The sequence below is a fragment of the Acidovorax sp. LjRoot66 genome, from assembly GCF_964253305.1.
GTDB lineage: Bacteria > Pseudomonadota > Gammaproteobacteria > Burkholderiales > Burkholderiaceae_C > Acidovorax.
The window spans coordinates 4,391,542-4,406,556 of sequence record NZ_CAXUQU020000001.1; the positions used below are offsets into that span (position 1 = coordinate 4,391,542).

The 15,015-nt window shown below is 67.3% G+C and carries 13 protein-coding genes; 10 read left to right on the plus strand and 3 right to left on the minus strand.

The window, feature by feature from the left end:
- Nucleotides 1-107: 107 nt before the first annotated feature.
- Nucleotides 108-1,958, plus strand: a complete 1,851-nt coding sequence (locus ACSQ3Y_RS20620) for a bifunctional metallophosphatase/5'-nucleotidase (protein ID WP_436178692.1) — start codon at nucleotides 108-110, stop codon at nucleotides 1,956-1,958.
- Nucleotides 1,931-3,094: a hypothetical protein gene (locus tag ACSQ3Y_RS20625; protein ID WP_436178693.1), complete on the plus strand. Its 1,164-nt coding sequence runs from the start codon at nucleotides 1,931-1,933 to the stop codon at nucleotides 3,092-3,094. The genes ACSQ3Y_RS20620 and ACSQ3Y_RS20625 overlap by 28 nt, the downstream gene beginning before the upstream one ends.
- A gap of 72 nt (nucleotides 3,095-3,166) precedes the next feature.
- On the opposite strand, the gene ACSQ3Y_RS20630 is transcribed toward ACSQ3Y_RS20625, so the two are convergent.
- Nucleotides 3,167-3,517, minus strand: coding sequence for a hypothetical protein (locus tag ACSQ3Y_RS20630; RefSeq protein WP_436178694.1), 351 nt, complete (start codon nucleotides 3,515-3,517; stop codon nucleotides 3,167-3,169).
- 76 nt (nucleotides 3,518-3,593) lie between these two features.
- Nucleotides 3,594-4,067: a DUF6882 domain-containing protein gene (locus ACSQ3Y_RS20635; protein ID WP_436178695.1), complete on the minus strand. Its 474-nt coding sequence runs from the start codon at nucleotides 4,065-4,067 to the stop codon at nucleotides 3,594-3,596.
- Between the two features lie 157 nt (nucleotides 4,068-4,224).
- Between ACSQ3Y_RS20635 and ACSQ3Y_RS20640 the strand changes: the two genes are divergently transcribed.
- The 6 genes from ACSQ3Y_RS20640 (at nucleotide 4,225) to ACSQ3Y_RS20665 (ending at nucleotide 11,867) form a co-directional block, all read left to right on the plus strand.
- Nucleotides 4,225-5,229 carry an endonuclease/exonuclease/phosphatase family protein gene (locus ACSQ3Y_RS20640; RefSeq protein ID WP_436178696.1) on the plus strand — a complete coding sequence of 335 codons (1,005 nt, stop codon included), beginning with the start codon at nucleotides 4,225-4,227 and terminating at the stop codon, nucleotides 5,227-5,229.
- A gap of 159 nt (nucleotides 5,230-5,388) precedes the next feature.
- Nucleotides 5,389-5,907, plus strand: a complete 519-nt coding sequence (locus ACSQ3Y_RS20645) for a YybH family protein (protein ID WP_436178697.1) — start codon at nucleotides 5,389-5,391, stop codon at nucleotides 5,905-5,907.
- A 171-nt stretch (nucleotides 5,908-6,078) separates the two neighbouring features.
- Nucleotides 6,079-6,837, plus strand: a complete 759-nt coding sequence (locus tag ACSQ3Y_RS20650; protein ID WP_057206825.1) for an IclR family transcriptional regulator — start codon at nucleotides 6,079-6,081, stop codon at nucleotides 6,835-6,837.
- 347 nt (nucleotides 6,838-7,184) lie between these two features.
- Nucleotides 7,185-9,095 (plus strand): CocE/NonD family hydrolase, encoded by a 1,911-nt coding sequence (locus tag ACSQ3Y_RS20655; RefSeq protein WP_436178698.1) that lies wholly within the window; start codon nucleotides 7,185-7,187, stop codon nucleotides 9,093-9,095.
- 72 nt (nucleotides 9,096-9,167) lie between these two features.
- Nucleotides 9,168-10,127, plus strand: coding sequence for a Bug family tripartite tricarboxylate transporter substrate binding protein (locus ACSQ3Y_RS20660; protein WP_082604457.1), 960 nt, complete (start codon nucleotides 9,168-9,170; stop codon nucleotides 10,125-10,127).
- A 522-nt stretch (nucleotides 10,128-10,649) separates the two neighbouring features.
- Nucleotides 10,650-11,867, plus strand: a complete 1,218-nt coding sequence (locus ACSQ3Y_RS20665) for a porin (protein ID WP_436178699.1) — start codon at nucleotides 10,650-10,652, stop codon at nucleotides 11,865-11,867.
- 11 nt (nucleotides 11,868-11,878) lie between these two features.
- Here the strand turns inward: ACSQ3Y_RS20665 and ACSQ3Y_RS20670 are convergent, their stop codons facing one another.
- Entirely contained in the window at nucleotides 11,879-12,847 is a 969-nt protein-coding gene (locus tag ACSQ3Y_RS20670; protein ID WP_436178700.1) for a DMT family transporter, read from the minus strand.
- An 84-nt stretch (nucleotides 12,848-12,931) separates the two neighbouring features.
- Between ACSQ3Y_RS20670 and ACSQ3Y_RS20675 the strand changes: the two genes are divergently transcribed.
- Both ACSQ3Y_RS20675 and ACSQ3Y_RS20680 read left to right on the plus strand, forming a co-directional pair.
- Entirely contained in the window at nucleotides 12,932-13,798 is an 867-nt protein-coding gene (locus tag ACSQ3Y_RS20675) for a LysR family transcriptional regulator (RefSeq protein WP_436178701.1), read from the plus strand.
- Nucleotides 13,799-13,875: 77 nt separating this feature from the next.
- The gene (locus ACSQ3Y_RS20680; protein ID WP_436178702.1) at nucleotides 13,876-15,015 is read left to right on the plus strand and encodes a zinc-binding dehydrogenase; all 1,140 of its coding nucleotides are present in this window, start codon (nucleotides 13,876-13,878) and stop codon (nucleotides 15,013-15,015) included.

The following is a 15,015-nucleotide window of genomic DNA, read 5'->3' on the forward strand; positions in this document are numbered from 1 at the left end:
ACAAACATCTTCATCGCTTTGTCACGGTGGCTGGGTCCACTCAGGCAGCAGACCAGAGTCCGCGACTGCTTCAGGACACCGAGAAACCAACACCGACGAGGGAATCCATGACATTGCGATTGACTGCCGCGGCCTTCGCCGCCCTGGCCGCCACCCTGATCGCCTGCGGCAGCAGCGGCGGCAGCGAGCCGCCGTTCACCGTCAAGCTGATCGGCTTCAACGACTACCACGGCAACCTGGAATCCCCCGGCACCTTCGGTGCCAGCGCCGCCGTGCCGGCAGCCGACCGCCCGCCCGTGGGCGGCGCCGAATTCATGGCGGCCCATGTCGCCAAGCTCAAGGCCCAGAACCCCAACAACGTGGTGGTGGGCGCCGGCGACTCGATCGGCGCCTCGCCGCTGATCTCGGCCCTGTTCCAGGACGAGCCCGCGGTGGAAACGCTCAACCGCATCGGGCTGGAGTTCAACTCGGTGGGCAACCACGAGTTCGACAAGGGCTCGGCCGAGCTGCTGCGCCTGCAGAACGGCGGCTGCAAGACCGGCGAGCCCAACAGCTGCAAGGGCGCGGTGGCCGGCACGCCGGTGCCGTTCGAAGGCGCCAGGTTCAAGTGGCTGTCGGCCAACGTCATTGCCACCGCCACCGGCAAGCCCCTGCTGCCGGCCTATGGCATCAAGGAATTCAAGGGCGTCAAGGTGGCCTTCATCGGCATGACCTTCAAGGCCACGCCGACCGTGGTGACGCCCACGGGCGTGGCCGGCCTGGAGTTCCGCGATGAGATCCAGACGGTGAACAGCCTCATCCCCGAGCTCAAGGGCCAGGGCATCGAAGCCATCGTCGTGCTGGTGCACGAGGGCGGCTTCCAGTCGGGCACCGTGTCGGACATCAACGGCTGCGAGGGCGCGCTCGCCGGCTCGGGCATCGCCACCCTGGTCAAGGGCCTGGACAACGCGGTGGACGCGGTGATCAGTGGCCACACCCACGCCGCCTATAACTGCAAGCTGCCCAACGCCACGGGCCGGGCCATCCCGGTGACCAGCTCCAGCTCGTTCGGCCGCGTGCTGACCGACATGGACCTGACCATCGACCCCTCCACACGCGACATCACCGCAGCCACGGCCACCAACCGCCTCGTGGTGCGCAACGACCCCACCGTGCCCGCCGATACGGCCGTCGCCAAGATCATTGCCGGCTACAACACCCTGGTCTCGCCCATCGCCAATACGGTGATCGGCTCCATCGCCGCCGAGCTGCCCAATAGCCGCTCCGACGGTGCCTGCAACATGCCGGCCGGCGACCTGGTCGCCGACGCCATGCTGGCGGCCACGCAGGGCCCCACCTTCGGCTCCGCGGTCATCGCCCTGATGAACGGCGGCGGCGTGCGCAACCCCGGCTTCACCTTCGCGAGCAGCGCAGTGGGCGAAGGTGCCGGCAACGTCACCTACGGGGAGGCGTTCACCACGCAGCCGTTCGGCAACAGCCTGGTGACCATGTCGCTCACGGCGCAGGACCTGAAGGACGTGCTGGAAGAGCAGTTCGCGGCCTGCAAGGGCCAGTCGGCAACGGCCACGCGCGTGATGCTGCCCTCCAACGGCTTCAAGTACACCTGGGACGGCGCCAAGGCCTGCGGCGCGCGCGTCAGCAATGTCACGCTGCGCAACGGGGCCTCGACGGAGACCATCGTCGACGCTGCGGGCACGGTGGCCAGCCCGACCAAGACCTACCGCGTCACCATGAACAACTTCATGGCCGATGGCGGCGACGGCTACTCCACGTTCCTCAAGGGCACCAACCGCCTGGGCGGCGCGCAGGACATCGACGCACTGGTGGCCTACCTGTCCGGCTTCAAGGCGCCCAAGGCACCGTACACGCTGGGCACCAACCCCAACGATGCGGGCGGCACACGCATCAACCGCACCGGCACCAGCACCGCATGCCCGACCGGCGCCGTCACTTCCTGAGCGGCCTGCTGGCGCTGGCGGCGACCGGCCCGCTGGCGGCCTCGCCGGCCACCGAGGAAAAGCTCAAGGCGATCATGCAGGCGGCGGCCGGCCGGCCACCCGACGCCGAGCGCCTGCGCGAGCGCGAGGCCCTGTTGCGCGAGGCCGAGGCCGCGCTGGCAGCCGGCGATGCGCAGACGGCCGAGCAGGGCTTCGACCGCGCCGCGATGATCCTGCATTCCGCCGACACCGAGATGGGCCTGGTGCGCAGCTACATGCAGTCGGGCCAGTACCGGCGCGCGCTGGCGTTTGGCGCCCACACGGCGGGTGCGCACCTGGACGTGGTCGGCGGTGCGGCGCTGTACGCCTGGCTGCTCCACGCGGGCGGGCAGGACGCTATCGCCCGCAAGCTGCTGGCCGATGCGCAAGCGCGTGCACCGTCGCAGCCGCTGGTGGCCAGCGTGGGCCGTGAACTGGCGTCGGGTGCCCCGCATGCGAGCGGCGACATGCTGCTGGCGCCCGCACGGCTCGCCCCGTACAGCCACCCCGGCCACCCGGCCGCATTGCCGCGGGGCGCGCGTCTGGTTGCGGCCGGTACGCTGGTGGATGAAGGCCGCATGGCGCTGGTGCCCGCACGGGCCGTCGCCGGCGGCCGGCGCCTGTGGGTGCGCAATGGGCTGGGGCAGTTGGTGCCGGCCACCGCCATGCCGGTGCGCGGCGAGAGTGGCGTCGCCCTGCTGCGCCTGGGCAGCCCGCTGCCCGCGCCGTCCATGGGCACCGTGCCCGCCGACGTGTTCCCGGGTGCCGTGGCCTTCGCCGTGGCGTATGCGCAAGCAGGCGATGCGGGCGCCGCCTGGCCCCTGCTGCGCACGGGCTTCGTCGGCGCCGCAAGGGGTACGGATGGGGACCGTGAGCTCGATCTGTCCATGCACCGGGGCCTGGTGCCGGGCGGGCCCGTCTTCGACCAGGCCGGCCGGCTCGCGGGCATCGCGTTGCCCGACGGCGAGGGCGCCAGGCTGGTTGCCGCGCCCCGTTTGCGCGAGTCGTTTGCGGGGCGGCTGGCGCTGCCGGTGTCCAGGGACAGTGGCCGCCTGGGGCCCGACGCGGTTTACGAGGCGGCGCTGCGCAGTACCTTGCAGGTGATCGCCGCCCGCTGAGGCCCGCGCTTCTGCGGGCCTGTCTCTGGTTGTGTGGCGGAACCCGAACGCTGGGCACCGATCTGTGCGTGGCTAAATGCTGCTTGGGTCGGTGGCAGTCCACTGAAAACGACCCGAGTCTCGCAGCCACCGGAAGTGGACCTCCAGGCCCAGATAGTCGCGATCAGCGGCGTTGAACGCGTTTTGTCGCTCCAGGCAGCGTACGAAGAAGCTGAAGCACACCGCCCTTGGTCTGCCAACCTTGGCAAACCAGGGCTCGTCCTGAACCCAGTAGCGCTCGGCAGACAGGTAGCACTCGCCAGTCAACCTTTCCAGATCAGGGAATGCATTGCCAGCCGGCAGCCCGCTGACGTACTGCGCCAACCGACGCCACACCTCGGCCTCGATCACGGTGCGCAAACCCTGGAGGGTGTCGTAGTCCACCTCCTCGAAGTGATCACACCGCTCCATGTCCACCGGCCCCGCCCACGGTGGGCTGGGAATACGGGCAAACCGAAGCTCAGGCGGCCGCATGCAGGACATAGCAAACCCATGGCTCCTGGTTCTTGGTCTTGAACACGGCAATGCCTTGCAGATGGTGCAGTGCCAGGGCGCACAGCTCGTCCATATCGCCGGGGGTGGCGCGCAATTGCGGGGTATCGAACACCTGGTAGCCGGTCTGGGTCGCCAGCTCCCTGACCTGAGCGGCCCTGTTTCTTGACAGCACAGGGAACACGTCGTTGGCCCATGCCCAGGCCAGGCTTTCCAACGCGGGGAGGTAGGTGACGATGGGTGTCGCCTGGTACACGCATGTCCGGCCACCATCGCCGGTGAGTGTCAGCGTCGCTGCTTCTTCATCGATGTTCCACGCTGAAAAGCCGGCAATGGCCTCGCTGAAGGCCGCCTGGCTGGCCCGGTACCCGTCCATGGCAATGCGCAGCAAGTCTGCAAACCTGGCGTCTGTGGTGTCCTGATGGTGGCGATGGAGATGCATGGGAGTTCGGCCGATAGTATCCGGGTGTCTACTCAGGTGTCGTGGTGCTGCAGGCGGGACAGTAGGCAATCGGCCATCCAGCCCCGGCACCATTCCACGATCAGTACATTCCGCAAATTGTCCTGCACCTTCACCCGTCACCCTGCCCATTGACCGTATGCCATATGCCGCAGTTCCTCGCTTCATCACCGCCAGGGCCCGGTGGCTGGTCTGGCTGTGCACCCTGGGCGCGCTGGCGGCGCCGATAGCGCGCTTTCTGCCAGCCGACCTGGTGCCCTCGCTGCAATGGCTGGTGGAGCTGCCGGCCCACTGGCAGTGGCTTTACCTGGTGGTGGGCGCGACCTCGCTGGTGCTGCTCATGCTCTCGGGGCGCAGCGGCATGGGCAAGGGGTGGCTGGCCCTGCCGGCCCTGGCAGCCCTGGTTCTGGGCGGCATCTTCCTGTGGCAGCCGGCCACGCTGCCGCGCGGTGCCGAACCGGCCGACCCCGGCGCGGTACTGACAGTGGGCACTGCCAACCTCAATGCGGCAACCACCGACTTCGGCCCGCTCACCGACTGGCTGGCCTTGGCCGATGCGCCCGATGTGGTGTTTCTGCAGGAGTTCACCGAGCTGGCCCAGCAGGCGCTCACCGGCAACCCCGCCGTGGCCGCGCGCTACCCCCACCGCCTGGCCGTGCCCCAGCTCGACCCGTTTGGCCTGGCCGTGCTGTCGCGCCATCCCTTGTCGGGCCTGCAGACGCTGCAGCCACAGGACCTGCGCGACACCCTGCGCCTGCGCGCCACCGTGGCATGGAATGGCAAGGCCGTGTACCTGAGCGCGCTGCACCCCATGCCGCCGCTGGACCAAGGCTTCGCCCAGGCCCGCGACCGGGCCCTGGTGCAGGAGGCGCAGCACCTCACAGCGCAACCGGGCGGCCTGGCACTGATGGCGGGGGACCTGAACATCACCCCCTGGGCGCGGGGACTGTTCGCGGTGGACGGCAGCATGCGCCGCGCCAATGGCATGGCACCCAGCTGGCCTAATGCCTTCGGCTGGCTGTCGGTGCTGCCGCTGGACCATGTGCTGGCATCGAGCGGCTGGCAGGTGGTGGGCGGGGGCATCGGGCCGGACTTGGGGTCGGACCATCGGCCCGTGGTCGTGCGGCTGACCGTCGCGCCTTAAGCGGCCTTCTGCGGTGCAGGCGCCTTGGGCCTGGCCTTCTTCTGCGCGGCCCGCGAATCATTGAAATCCGCCGCCGCGCGGCACCCTGCGCAAGGCCATGTCCGACAGGTCGCATGCATTCCCTCCTACACCTTTCAGCGGGCAATGCAATAGCCTGTCATGAACCAAGCACCAAGCCCGCGCGACAGCATCCATGCCGTGCGCAGCGCTTTCCAGAACGGAGCACCACTGATCAACGCACCCAAGGACCTGTTCCTCCAGCCCACCCGCTCTTTCCAAGACTTCCTGCGCACCCGCGAGCGGATCTCCAACGACTACATCAACGGCCACCCCGAGCCGCTGGCGGACATCGCCACGCAGCACGACCCCGCCACCTTCTTCCCGCCCAGCGGCACCACGGTGCAGGGAGCGGCAGAGGTATCAGCCAGCCAGCGCCAGGGCGCGCAGAGCTTTCGCGATGGCAGCACGGGGCAGTTCGAGATCATGCAGAGCGCCAGCAGCGGTACCCTCGCGTTCTGGACCGGCGTGCAGCATGCCGAGGTGGTGATGGAGGGCAAGGACGAGCGCGTGTCGATGCAGTTGCGCACGACCGAGGTGTTTCGCCTGGAGGATGGCCAGTGGAAGCTGATCCACCGCCATGCGGACATGCGCAAGGCGGGCGACGGCATCAAGGTCTGAACGCGCCATGGCGCGTTCTGGCTTCGCACCGGAGCCTGTCGCAGTCGTCTTGCCAGGACGGCGCCCACGTCCATCGCCAAGTCCTTGACACTGCACGAAGGTTGCATCCACAACCCCAGGCCTCGGAATCCGCCCCCCTATAATCGTCTCAATCAGTGAAACAGGACGGTCATGGAATACACGGTCAATGCGGTGCAGGAGGCGCTCGGGGTTCTGATGGTGGTAGCCCACAACCCGGGGCTAGGCGTGACGGAGATAGCCAAGCGCTCGGGCAACACCAAGGCTAGAACCTTCCGCTTTTTGGTCACACTGGAAGAAGCGTCTTTCGTGCAGCGTGACCGCGACTCGACGGCCTACAGCCTGGGCTACAAGGCGCTGGTGCTGGGCCTGGCCGCGCAAGAGCAAGTAAGCCTGACGCGGCTGGCCGACAAATACCTCGAAGCGCTGCAGGACCGGTTTAACGAGCATTCGGCCGTGTTGGTGCGTGACGAACTCGAATCCGTGTCGGTTGCGCAAAAACTCAGCACGCACGAGGTGCGGGTGCAGGGCGCGGTCGGGCGCCGGCGTCCACTGCATGCGGGCGCATCGGGCAAAGTGCTGCTGGCTTTTGCATCGCCCGAAGTGCAGGCTGCCGTGCTGGAGGGCGAGTTGAGCAAGTTCACCCCCCAGACCATCACCAGCAAGACCAAGCTCAAGCAGGAGCTCAAGCGGATCGCAGAGCAGGGCTATGCCACCTCGATAGCGGAGATGGCGGCCGACGTGGTGGCGGTCGCCGCGCCTGTGTTCGACTCCACAGGCTCGGTGCAGGCAGCCATCGGCATATCACTGCCCTCCAACCGCGCGCCGGACGACCTGGCGAAGATGATCCAGGCTGTGAGCAAGAGCGCAGCCGACCTGTCGTTCGAGCTGGGCTGGCGCAACCACGGCTGACCGGCTGCGGGGTCTTCGGGCGATACCCCGCCTTTTTCACGCTTTTCACCACTGATGCGCTGCCGTTGACACAGCTGCGCCAGGCGGCCTTGCCCGCCTGAAAAGCCGCGGCCGCCGCTCGCAGGCCCCGGCCTCTGACCGTTCCCGTAAGACCAGCCCTCGCTGCCTGGTCGACATTGCACGTCCACCCCCTGCTCGCCTGCTGGCAAAGCCCCTTGCAGGCCCCGCCCGACAGCGGCTGCGCAGCGATTTCGCACGCCCATACCAACGCCCGAGCGCTTTACGCGCAATTTTTCATGTGATAGCATTTGTATTACTGAACAAAACACAGTATCAACAAACAAAACATGCAAGCAGCAATCGAACAGCCGCAGAAGCGGCAAATCACCCCATGCCACGGGGTGGAACACAACGTGATGATCACCATGCGCGATGGCGTGCGGCTGGCCACGGACATCTACTTTCCCGCAGCGGCCGGCCAGCGTCTGCCCGGCCGCTTTCCGGTGGTTCTGGAGCGCACGCCCTACGGCAAGAGCGTGCCCAGCCGCTCCGAGCGCACGCACGCCGACGCCACTCCCCTCACCCGCGCCGAGGTAGCGGGGTACTTCGTTGCCCATGGCTATGTGGTGGTCTACCAGGACTGCCGGGGTCGCTACGGCTCCGAAGGCGATTTCGTCAAGTACTTGAGCGATGCCAAGGACGGCTACGACACCTGCGCATGGATCCTGGAACAGGACTGGGCGGACGGCGCCATAGGCACCAAGGGCCTGTCGTACGCAGCGCACACGCAGATGGCGGCGGCCAGCCTGGGCGCGCCCGGCCTGCGCGCGATGGTGGTGGACTCGGGCGGCTTCTCCAACGGCTTTCAGAGCGGCATCCGCCAGGGCGGTGCCTACGAGCTCAAGCAGGCCGCCTGGGCAGTGATGTTCGCGGCCGAGCATTCGCGCCGCAAGCACGCCGATGACAGCGACGGCCTGCACCTCACCCCGCAGGACCTGGACCGCTGGTTCAAGCGCATGCCCTGGCGCCGCGGCGATTCGCCGTTGACGGGGGCGCCCGATTACGAGGACTTTCTCTTCGACCAGTGGGAGCGCGGCAACTTCGACAGCTACTGGAAGCAGCCAGGCATCTACGCAGAGGGTTACTACGACCGGCTGTGGCACATCCCGGCGCTGCATATTTCCTCCTGGTACGACGTGTACCCTCGCACCGCTGTCGAGAACTTCAAGGGAACAAAGGGGCATGGCGCGCCCCAGCAACTGGTGCTGGGCCCGTGGACGCATGGCAACCGCTGGGAGACCTTTGCAGGCGACGTGGACTTCGGCCCTGCAGCGCGGCTCGACGCCAGCCTGGCGCCCAGCTTCCTTGAGCTTCGCCTGCAGTGGTTCGACCGCTGGCTCAAGGGCATGCAACCGGGCCACGGCGCCAAAGCCACTGCCCGCTCGCCAGTGAGCCTGTTCGTAATGGGCGGCGGCAGCGGCCGCAAGAATGCCCAGGGCCGGCTGGACCACGGCGGCCATTGGCGCGCCGAGCAGGACTGGCCCATCCTCGGCGTGCGGGATACGCGCTTGTACTTGCATGCCGATGGCAGCCTGCAAAGCGGGCCAGCCCCACAGACGCAGGGCGCGCACGAATACGTCTTCGACCCGCAAGACCCCGTCCCCACTCTGGGCGGCAGCGTGGTATCGCGCCCGCCGGCCATCTTTGCGGGCGGGTTCAACCAGGTGGAGCGCGCGGACTTTTTCGGTTGCCGCATGCCCGGCCGCCCACTTGCCCGGCGGCAGGATGTGCTGGTATTCGAGACGCCGCAGCTCACCCACGACGTGGAGGTGACTGGCGCCATCGAGGTGGTGTTGCACGTCTCCAGCAACTGCCCGGACACGGACTTCACCGCGAAGTTGGTGGACTTGTACCCCCCCAGCGACGATTACCCCGAGGGCTATGCGCTGAACCTCACGGACGGCATCCTGCGCGCGCGCTACCGTGATTCTTGGGAGCACCCGGTCCTGATGGAGCCGGGCCAGGTCTATGCGCTGCGCATAGAACTCTTCCCCACCAGCAACCTGTTCCAGCGCGGCCACCGCATCCGGCTCGACATCTCGAGCAGCAATTTCCCCAAGTTCGACGTAAACCCCAACACGGGCGAGCCCGAGGCGCAGGCCACCCATTCGCGCGTGGCGATCAACCGCATCCATATGGGCGGCGTGCACGCGTCACACCTGCGGCTGCCCATGGCGCCCCGTGCCGCCAAGCCCTGAGCCGCTGATGCACCCCTACAGATTTTCCATCCCCGCCACCCCTGCCCATTTCTTGAAACAATGGAGAACACCATGAAGCGATTCGCCAGCCTGCTCACTGCCGCCGCATTGAGCCTCACGTCCCTAGCGGCCCACGCGGCATGGCCCGATCATTCGGTGCGCTTCATCGTGCCGTTTCCGGCGGGCGGTCCATCCGACGCTGCCATGCGCGTCGTGGCCAAGCGCCTGGGTGAGCTGTGGGGCCAGCCCGCAGTGGTGGAAAACCGGCCCGGCGCGCCAGGCATCGTGGTGGCGGCCTCGGCGCCGGCCGACGGCTACACCTTCGTGCTGGGCGCGGGCTCGCACATGGTGACGGCGCCCCTCATGAACCCCAAGCTCGCCTACAAGCCGCAGCGCGACTTCGTGCCCGTGAGCCTGCTGCTCACCAACACACCGGTGCTCACCGTGCACCCTTCGCTCAAGGTGAAGACGCTCAAGGACCTCATCAGTTACGCCAAGGCGCATCCCGGCGAGCTCAACTACAGCTCTGCAGGCAACGGCAGCCCCAGCCACCTGATGATGGAGATGTTCAACGACATCACGGGCACCAAGATGACGCACATCCCCTACCGAGGCGGAGCCCCTTCGGTGCAAGAGCTGCTCGCCGGGCACGTACAGTTGGGCATCAATGCCACACCCACAGTGCTGCAGTACGTGAATACGAACAAGCTCACGCCCCTGGCCGTGGCCAGTGCCAGGCGGGATGCGTCCATGCCCAATGTTCCCACAATGACAGAGGACGGCGTACCCAACTTCGACTACCAGATCTGGTACGGCATCTTCGCACCAGCCAACACTCCGGCGGCCATCGTGGCCAAGCTCAGTACCGACATGCAGAAGCTTCTGGCCGAGCCTGCCATCGTGCAGCAGATGCGCGCCCAGGGCGCCGATGCCAAGGGCTCAACGCCCCAGGCCTTCAGCCGCATGGTGCAGGCGGACACCGCCGCCTGGGGCAAGCTGATCCAGGAAAAGAAGCTGAGTCTCGACGAATAGGCGCCACCGGCAGGCGACCAGTTCAGGACTGCGGCACGGTGCAACGGCCTTCGCCCGCAAGGGGCGCCTGCACAGACCTTCACATCCTTCGAAGGATATGAGAAATGGCCTGCGTGCGGCAACGGCTTCGCTGCACACCATGCGAAGAATCTGTTGAAAGACAGGGGCGAACTCCCGCCCCTGCCCCACGCCGCTCTGGTGGGGCTTGACGACCTCGGCGTGTTGGACCAAGTGCTAACCACTTGGTCCTTTTTTTGGCCCGTGATTTCGCCACGCACCTTCATGGTGAGCGCGCACCGCCATGGCGCATGCGATGGACCACATTGCACGCAGCATCGACCGACAACACCAAAGATCAACAGACAAAACAAACACTTGACGGAGCGTTCTCTCAGTTTCAAAATTGTCTCATCTATCGCAACATTGTCTCAACCAATAAAACATCATGAATTGAGACATGGCGGTAGGGGGCTTGCAGCCGATGGGCCGCAGGTCGTCATCCACCCATACCGGAAAGACTCCATGAAGAAACACACCATCGCCTTTGCCGCCACCCTGGCCGCAGCGGGCCCGGCCCTCGCCCAAACGTCGGGCGTACAGATCTATGGCATTGCAGACGTGGGTGTGGCCTATGTCGGCACCGTGCAGGCCCCTACTACTGCGGCACCGAAAAACACCGGCAGCGGCTGGCTGCAAGACTCGGGGCTGCTGCAAGCCTCACGCCTGGGGTTTCGGGGCACGGAGGACCTGGGAGGCGGCCTGCGGGCGCAGTTCGGGCTGGAGGGCGGGCTGGCCATTGACAGTGGCTCATTCAGCCAAGGCGGCCTGCCCTTTGGCCGGCGCTCCACGGTGGGCCTGGCTGGCTGGATCGGTGACCTGCAGATCGGCCGCCGCAAGGACTTCACCGACGAGATCGCGGAACCGTTCTCCAGCATCACGCCGTTCGGCACCTTCATCACGCGCGTGCACTCCAACAACATGGACCGTATCGGGGGTAACCGGGCCAACAACATGGTGTACTACAGCACCCCGCGCTGGAACGGCTTTCGCGCCAACGTGACCTACGGATTGGGCGAGACGGCGGACAGCACTGCCACGGGCCAATCGTTCGGCGCGGGCGCCATTTACAACACCGAGGGTTTCGGTGCCGGCGTGGGCTACTGGCAGTCAAAACTGGGCGTGGTGACCGCCACGGCCAACAGCAGCAGCGACCAGGGAGCAGCCACGGGCGCGGGCTGCAATACCGTGGGCATGGGCCAGCCGGGCGAGGTCTGTATGCGCACGTGGATCGTGGGCGCACGCTACAAGACCGGCGGCCTGCACCTGCATGGCAGCTTCTCGCGCGTGAACCAGCCGCTGGTGCGCACAGGCGCGGGCGCTGCGCCCAACTTCGCAGCCAACTTCACGCGCCCTACCGGCACCCAGCCCTTCACTGCTGGCGGACCCAACAACCCGTCGAGCAATATTGCGGACCTGGGCGTGGAGTACGCCATGGGCGTGTGGCTGCTCAAGGGCAGCTTCATCCAGTCACGCTACAACTTCATCGGCGCCGCCAGCAAGGGTAAGCTCACGCAGTACACGGCCGGCGCAGAATACCGCCTGTCAAAGCGCACCACGCTGTACGCCACCGTGGCCCACCTGAAGGCCGATGCCATGTACAGCCCCGGCATCATCGGCCCTGCGCCCGGGGCCGGCAACGCCACCACGGCCCTAGGCACCGGCATCCGCCACACGTTCTGAGAGCGATGGCGTCAGGCGGGGCGGGCCACAGCCCTGCCCGGCCGCCGTATCGTCCACAGCGCCGCCGCCATCAACACGACACCACCCAACTGCACCGGGCTCAGCGTGCGCCCGTACACCACCCAGTCCACCAGCACGGCCGTGAGCGGGTAGACGAACTGCAGCACCGCCACCTTGCCCAGCGCCAGCCGGGCCATGCCGGCAAACAGGATCACATAGGCCAGCCCCGTGTGCAGCACGCCCAGGCCCGTGAGCCAGGCCCAGGCAGCCGCCGTGTGCGGCCAGCCGAAGGCCAGCGGCGCCCACGCCAGCAGCACCACGCCCACCAGGCATTGCCACAGCGACAAGGCGAACGGACTGATGGGCGCGGGCGCGCGACTGGCCAGCAGCGTGACTGCGGCGTAGCAGAACGAACCGCCCAGGCACATCAGCACGCCAACCACATAGGCCCCGCCATCGGCCGTGCCGGCGGGGATGCCGTCCAGCAGCCCGGTGGTGAGCACCAGGCCGGCCAGGGCCGCCAGCGTGGCGGCCCATTGGGAGGGAGAGACTGACTCGCGCAGGAACAGGGCGCCGAACACGATGACCCAGATGGGCTGCACATGGAAGATGACCGTGGCCACCGCGATGGAGGTGCGCGGGATGGCCGCAAAGAACAGCGCCCAGTTGAGCACCATGAACACCCCGGTGGCGCAGGCCACCCAGCGGCTCCTGGCCTGGTGGCGCAGCAGCAGCTCGCGGCCCCGGCCCGTGGCCAGGCACCAGGCCACCAGGGCCAGCGCGCCGAAGGCGCAGCGGAACCACACCGTCACCAGCGGGTGCTGGCCGGCCTCTTCCACAAAAACTCCGATGGTGCCCAGCAGCATGCCGCCGGCGATCATGAACCACTGGCCCGTGCGCTCGCGGGCATGGGCTGCAAGGTCGGGGGTGCTGGCGAGTGACGCGGGCGAAAGGGGCAGTGCGGAGGCCTTGTTGTTCATGACGCCAATGGTCGTTTCTTCGAAACTCCAGGTAAAGCGCATAGTTCGAAGCACAGCCATTCGAAAACCGAATACATTGCACGCATGACTCATCCCGACCTGCAGATCGACTGGCTGCGCGCCTTTGTCGCGGTGGTGGACGCTGGCTCGCTCTCGGGTGCGGCGCCGCTGGTGCACCGCTCGCAGTCGGCCGTCAGCATGCAGATCAAGAAGCTCGAGGCCGCGCTGGGCCGTCCGGTGCTGCTGCGCGGCCCGCGCCACCTGGAGCTGACGCCCTTGGGACAAGAGCTGCTCGCCTACGCGCGCCGCATGCTGGAGCTGCAGGCCGAAACGCAGACGGCCCTGTTCGGCCCGCGGCTGGCGGGCCGGGTGCGCCTGGGCGTGCCGGACGACTATGCATCGACCTACCTCACGCCCGTGCTGCGCAGCTTTTCGCACCGCTACCAGGGGGTGGAGATCGAGCTGACCTGCGAGCAGTCGACCTCGCTGATCCCGCGCGTGTTGCGCGGCGAGCTCGACCTGGCCCTGGTCTCGCGCGACAAGCCGCAGCGCGGGCGCTTCCTGTTCCAGGAGCCGCTGGTCTGGGTGGGTGCCGCGCAGTTCGAGGCCTGGCGGCGCGACCCGCTGCCGATTGCGGTGTACGAGTCGGCCAGCCTGGCGCGCATCGCCACCATGAAAGCCCTGGCCGCACGGCGCCGCGCCTACCGCATCGTGTACCACAGCTCCAGCCTGGCGGGCCAACTGGCCGCCGTGGAAAGCGGCCTGGCCGTGGCCGTGCTCACGCGCTGCAGCGTGCCGCCCAACCTGCAGATATTGCAGAACCTGCCGGCCGAGTTCGACCTGCCCGCGCTGGATTCGATGGACGTGTCGGTGCTGCGCAGCAAGGAGTCGCAGCGCTCACCGGCGGTGGATGCGATGTACGAGCAAATGGTGCGGACCCTGACCCAATGAGCCAAGTGGGTGACAGCACAGGCGCCCCATCACGGCGACAATGAAAGCCGACACCGTTATTCCACCGGGAGACACCCATGACCACCGCCATTCCATCCACCGCTCTGCAACTGCGCTCGCTGGTGCAGCCTGATGGCACCCTGCAGATCAGCCTCGAACCCACGCCCGTCCCCACGCCGGGGCCCGACGAGGTGCTGATCCAGATCCAGGCGACGCCGATCAACCCATCGGACATCGGCCTGCTGTTCGGGCCGGCCGACCTGGCCAGCGTGCAGGTGGCAGGCAGCGCCGACCGGCCCGTGGTGACCGCGCGCATCCCAGACCGCGCCATGCCGGGCATGGCCTCACGCCTGGGTCAGAGCATGCCTGTGGGCAACGAAGGCGCGGGCCTGGTGGTGGCGGCCGGTTCTTCGCCTGCAGCCCAGGCGCTGCTTGGACGCACCGTGGCGGTGATCGGTGGGGCCATGTACGCGCAGTACCGGGCCATGCCCGCCGCGCAGTGCCTGCCGCTGCCGGCCGGCACTACGGCGGCCGAGGGTGCGTCGTGCTTCGTCAACCCGCTCACGGCGCTGGGCATGGTGGAGACCATGAAGCGCGAGGGCCACACCGCGCTGGTGCATACCGCCGCCGCCAGCAACCTGGGCCAGATGCTGAACAAGGTCTGCCAGAAGGACGGAATCGGCCTGGTCAACATCGTGCGCAAGCCCGAGCAGGCCGCATTGCTGCGCGAGATCGGCGCCCAGTATGTGTGCGACAGCAGTGCGCCCGGCTTCATGGCCGAGCTGACCGACGCGCTGGCCGCCACGGGCGCCACCATCGCGTTCGACGCCACAGGCGGCGGCACGCTGACCGGGCAGATCCTGCAATGCATGGAAGCCGCCATCAACCGCAAGGCCACCGAGTACAGCCGCTATGGCTCGGCCGTGCACAAGCAGGTCTACCTGTATGGCCACCTGGACACCCGCCCGACCGAGATCCAGCGCACCTTTGGGATGGCCTGGGGCGTGGGCGGCTGGCTGCTGTTCCCGTTCTTGCAGAAGATCGGCAACGAGGCGGCACAGGCGCTGCGCCAGCGCGTGGCGGCCGAGCTCAAGACCACGTTCGCCAGCCACTATGCGCGCACGGTATCGCTGGCAGAGGCGCTGAGCGCCGACGCCATTGCCTTCTACGGGCCGCGCAATACCGGTGCCAAGGTGTTGATCGATCCGTCGAAGTAG

Coding starts and splice junctions, on each gene's coding strand:
- ACSQ3Y_RS20655 (WP_436178698.1), top strand. CDS start 7,185: ATGCAAGCAGCAATCGAACAGCCGCAGAAGCGGCAAATCACCCCATGC.
- ACSQ3Y_RS20680 (WP_436178702.1), top strand. CDS start 13,876: ATGACCACCGCCATTCCATCCACCGCTCTGCAACTGCGCTCGCTGGTG.
- ACSQ3Y_RS20640 (WP_436178696.1), top strand. CDS start 4,225: ATGCCATATGCCGCAGTTCCTCGCTTCATCACCGCCAGGGCCCGGTGG.
- ACSQ3Y_RS20675 (WP_436178701.1), top strand. CDS start 12,932: ATGACTCATCCCGACCTGCAGATCGACTGGCTGCGCGCCTTTGTCGCG.
- ACSQ3Y_RS20645 (WP_436178697.1), top strand. CDS start 5,389: ATGAACCAAGCACCAAGCCCGCGCGACAGCATCCATGCCGTGCGCAGC.
- ACSQ3Y_RS20620 (WP_436178692.1), top strand. CDS start 108: ATGACATTGCGATTGACTGCCGCGGCCTTCGCCGCCCTGGCCGCCACC.
- ACSQ3Y_RS20670 (WP_436178700.1), bottom strand. CDS start 12,847: ATGAACAACAAGGCCTCCGCACTGCCCCTTTCGCCCGCGTCACTCGCC.
- ACSQ3Y_RS20660 (WP_082604457.1), top strand. CDS start 9,168: ATGAAGCGATTCGCCAGCCTGCTCACTGCCGCCGCATTGAGCCTCACG.
- ACSQ3Y_RS20635 (WP_436178695.1), bottom strand. CDS start 4,067: ATGCATCTCCATCGCCACCATCAGGACACCACAGACGCCAGGTTTGCA.
- ACSQ3Y_RS20650 (WP_057206825.1), top strand. CDS start 6,079: ATGGAATACACGGTCAATGCGGTGCAGGAGGCGCTCGGGGTTCTGATG.
- ACSQ3Y_RS20665 (WP_436178699.1), top strand. CDS start 10,650: ATGAAGAAACACACCATCGCCTTTGCCGCCACCCTGGCCGCAGCGGGC.
- ACSQ3Y_RS20625 (WP_436178693.1), top strand. CDS start 1,931: ATGCCCGACCGGCGCCGTCACTTCCTGAGCGGCCTGCTGGCGCTGGCG.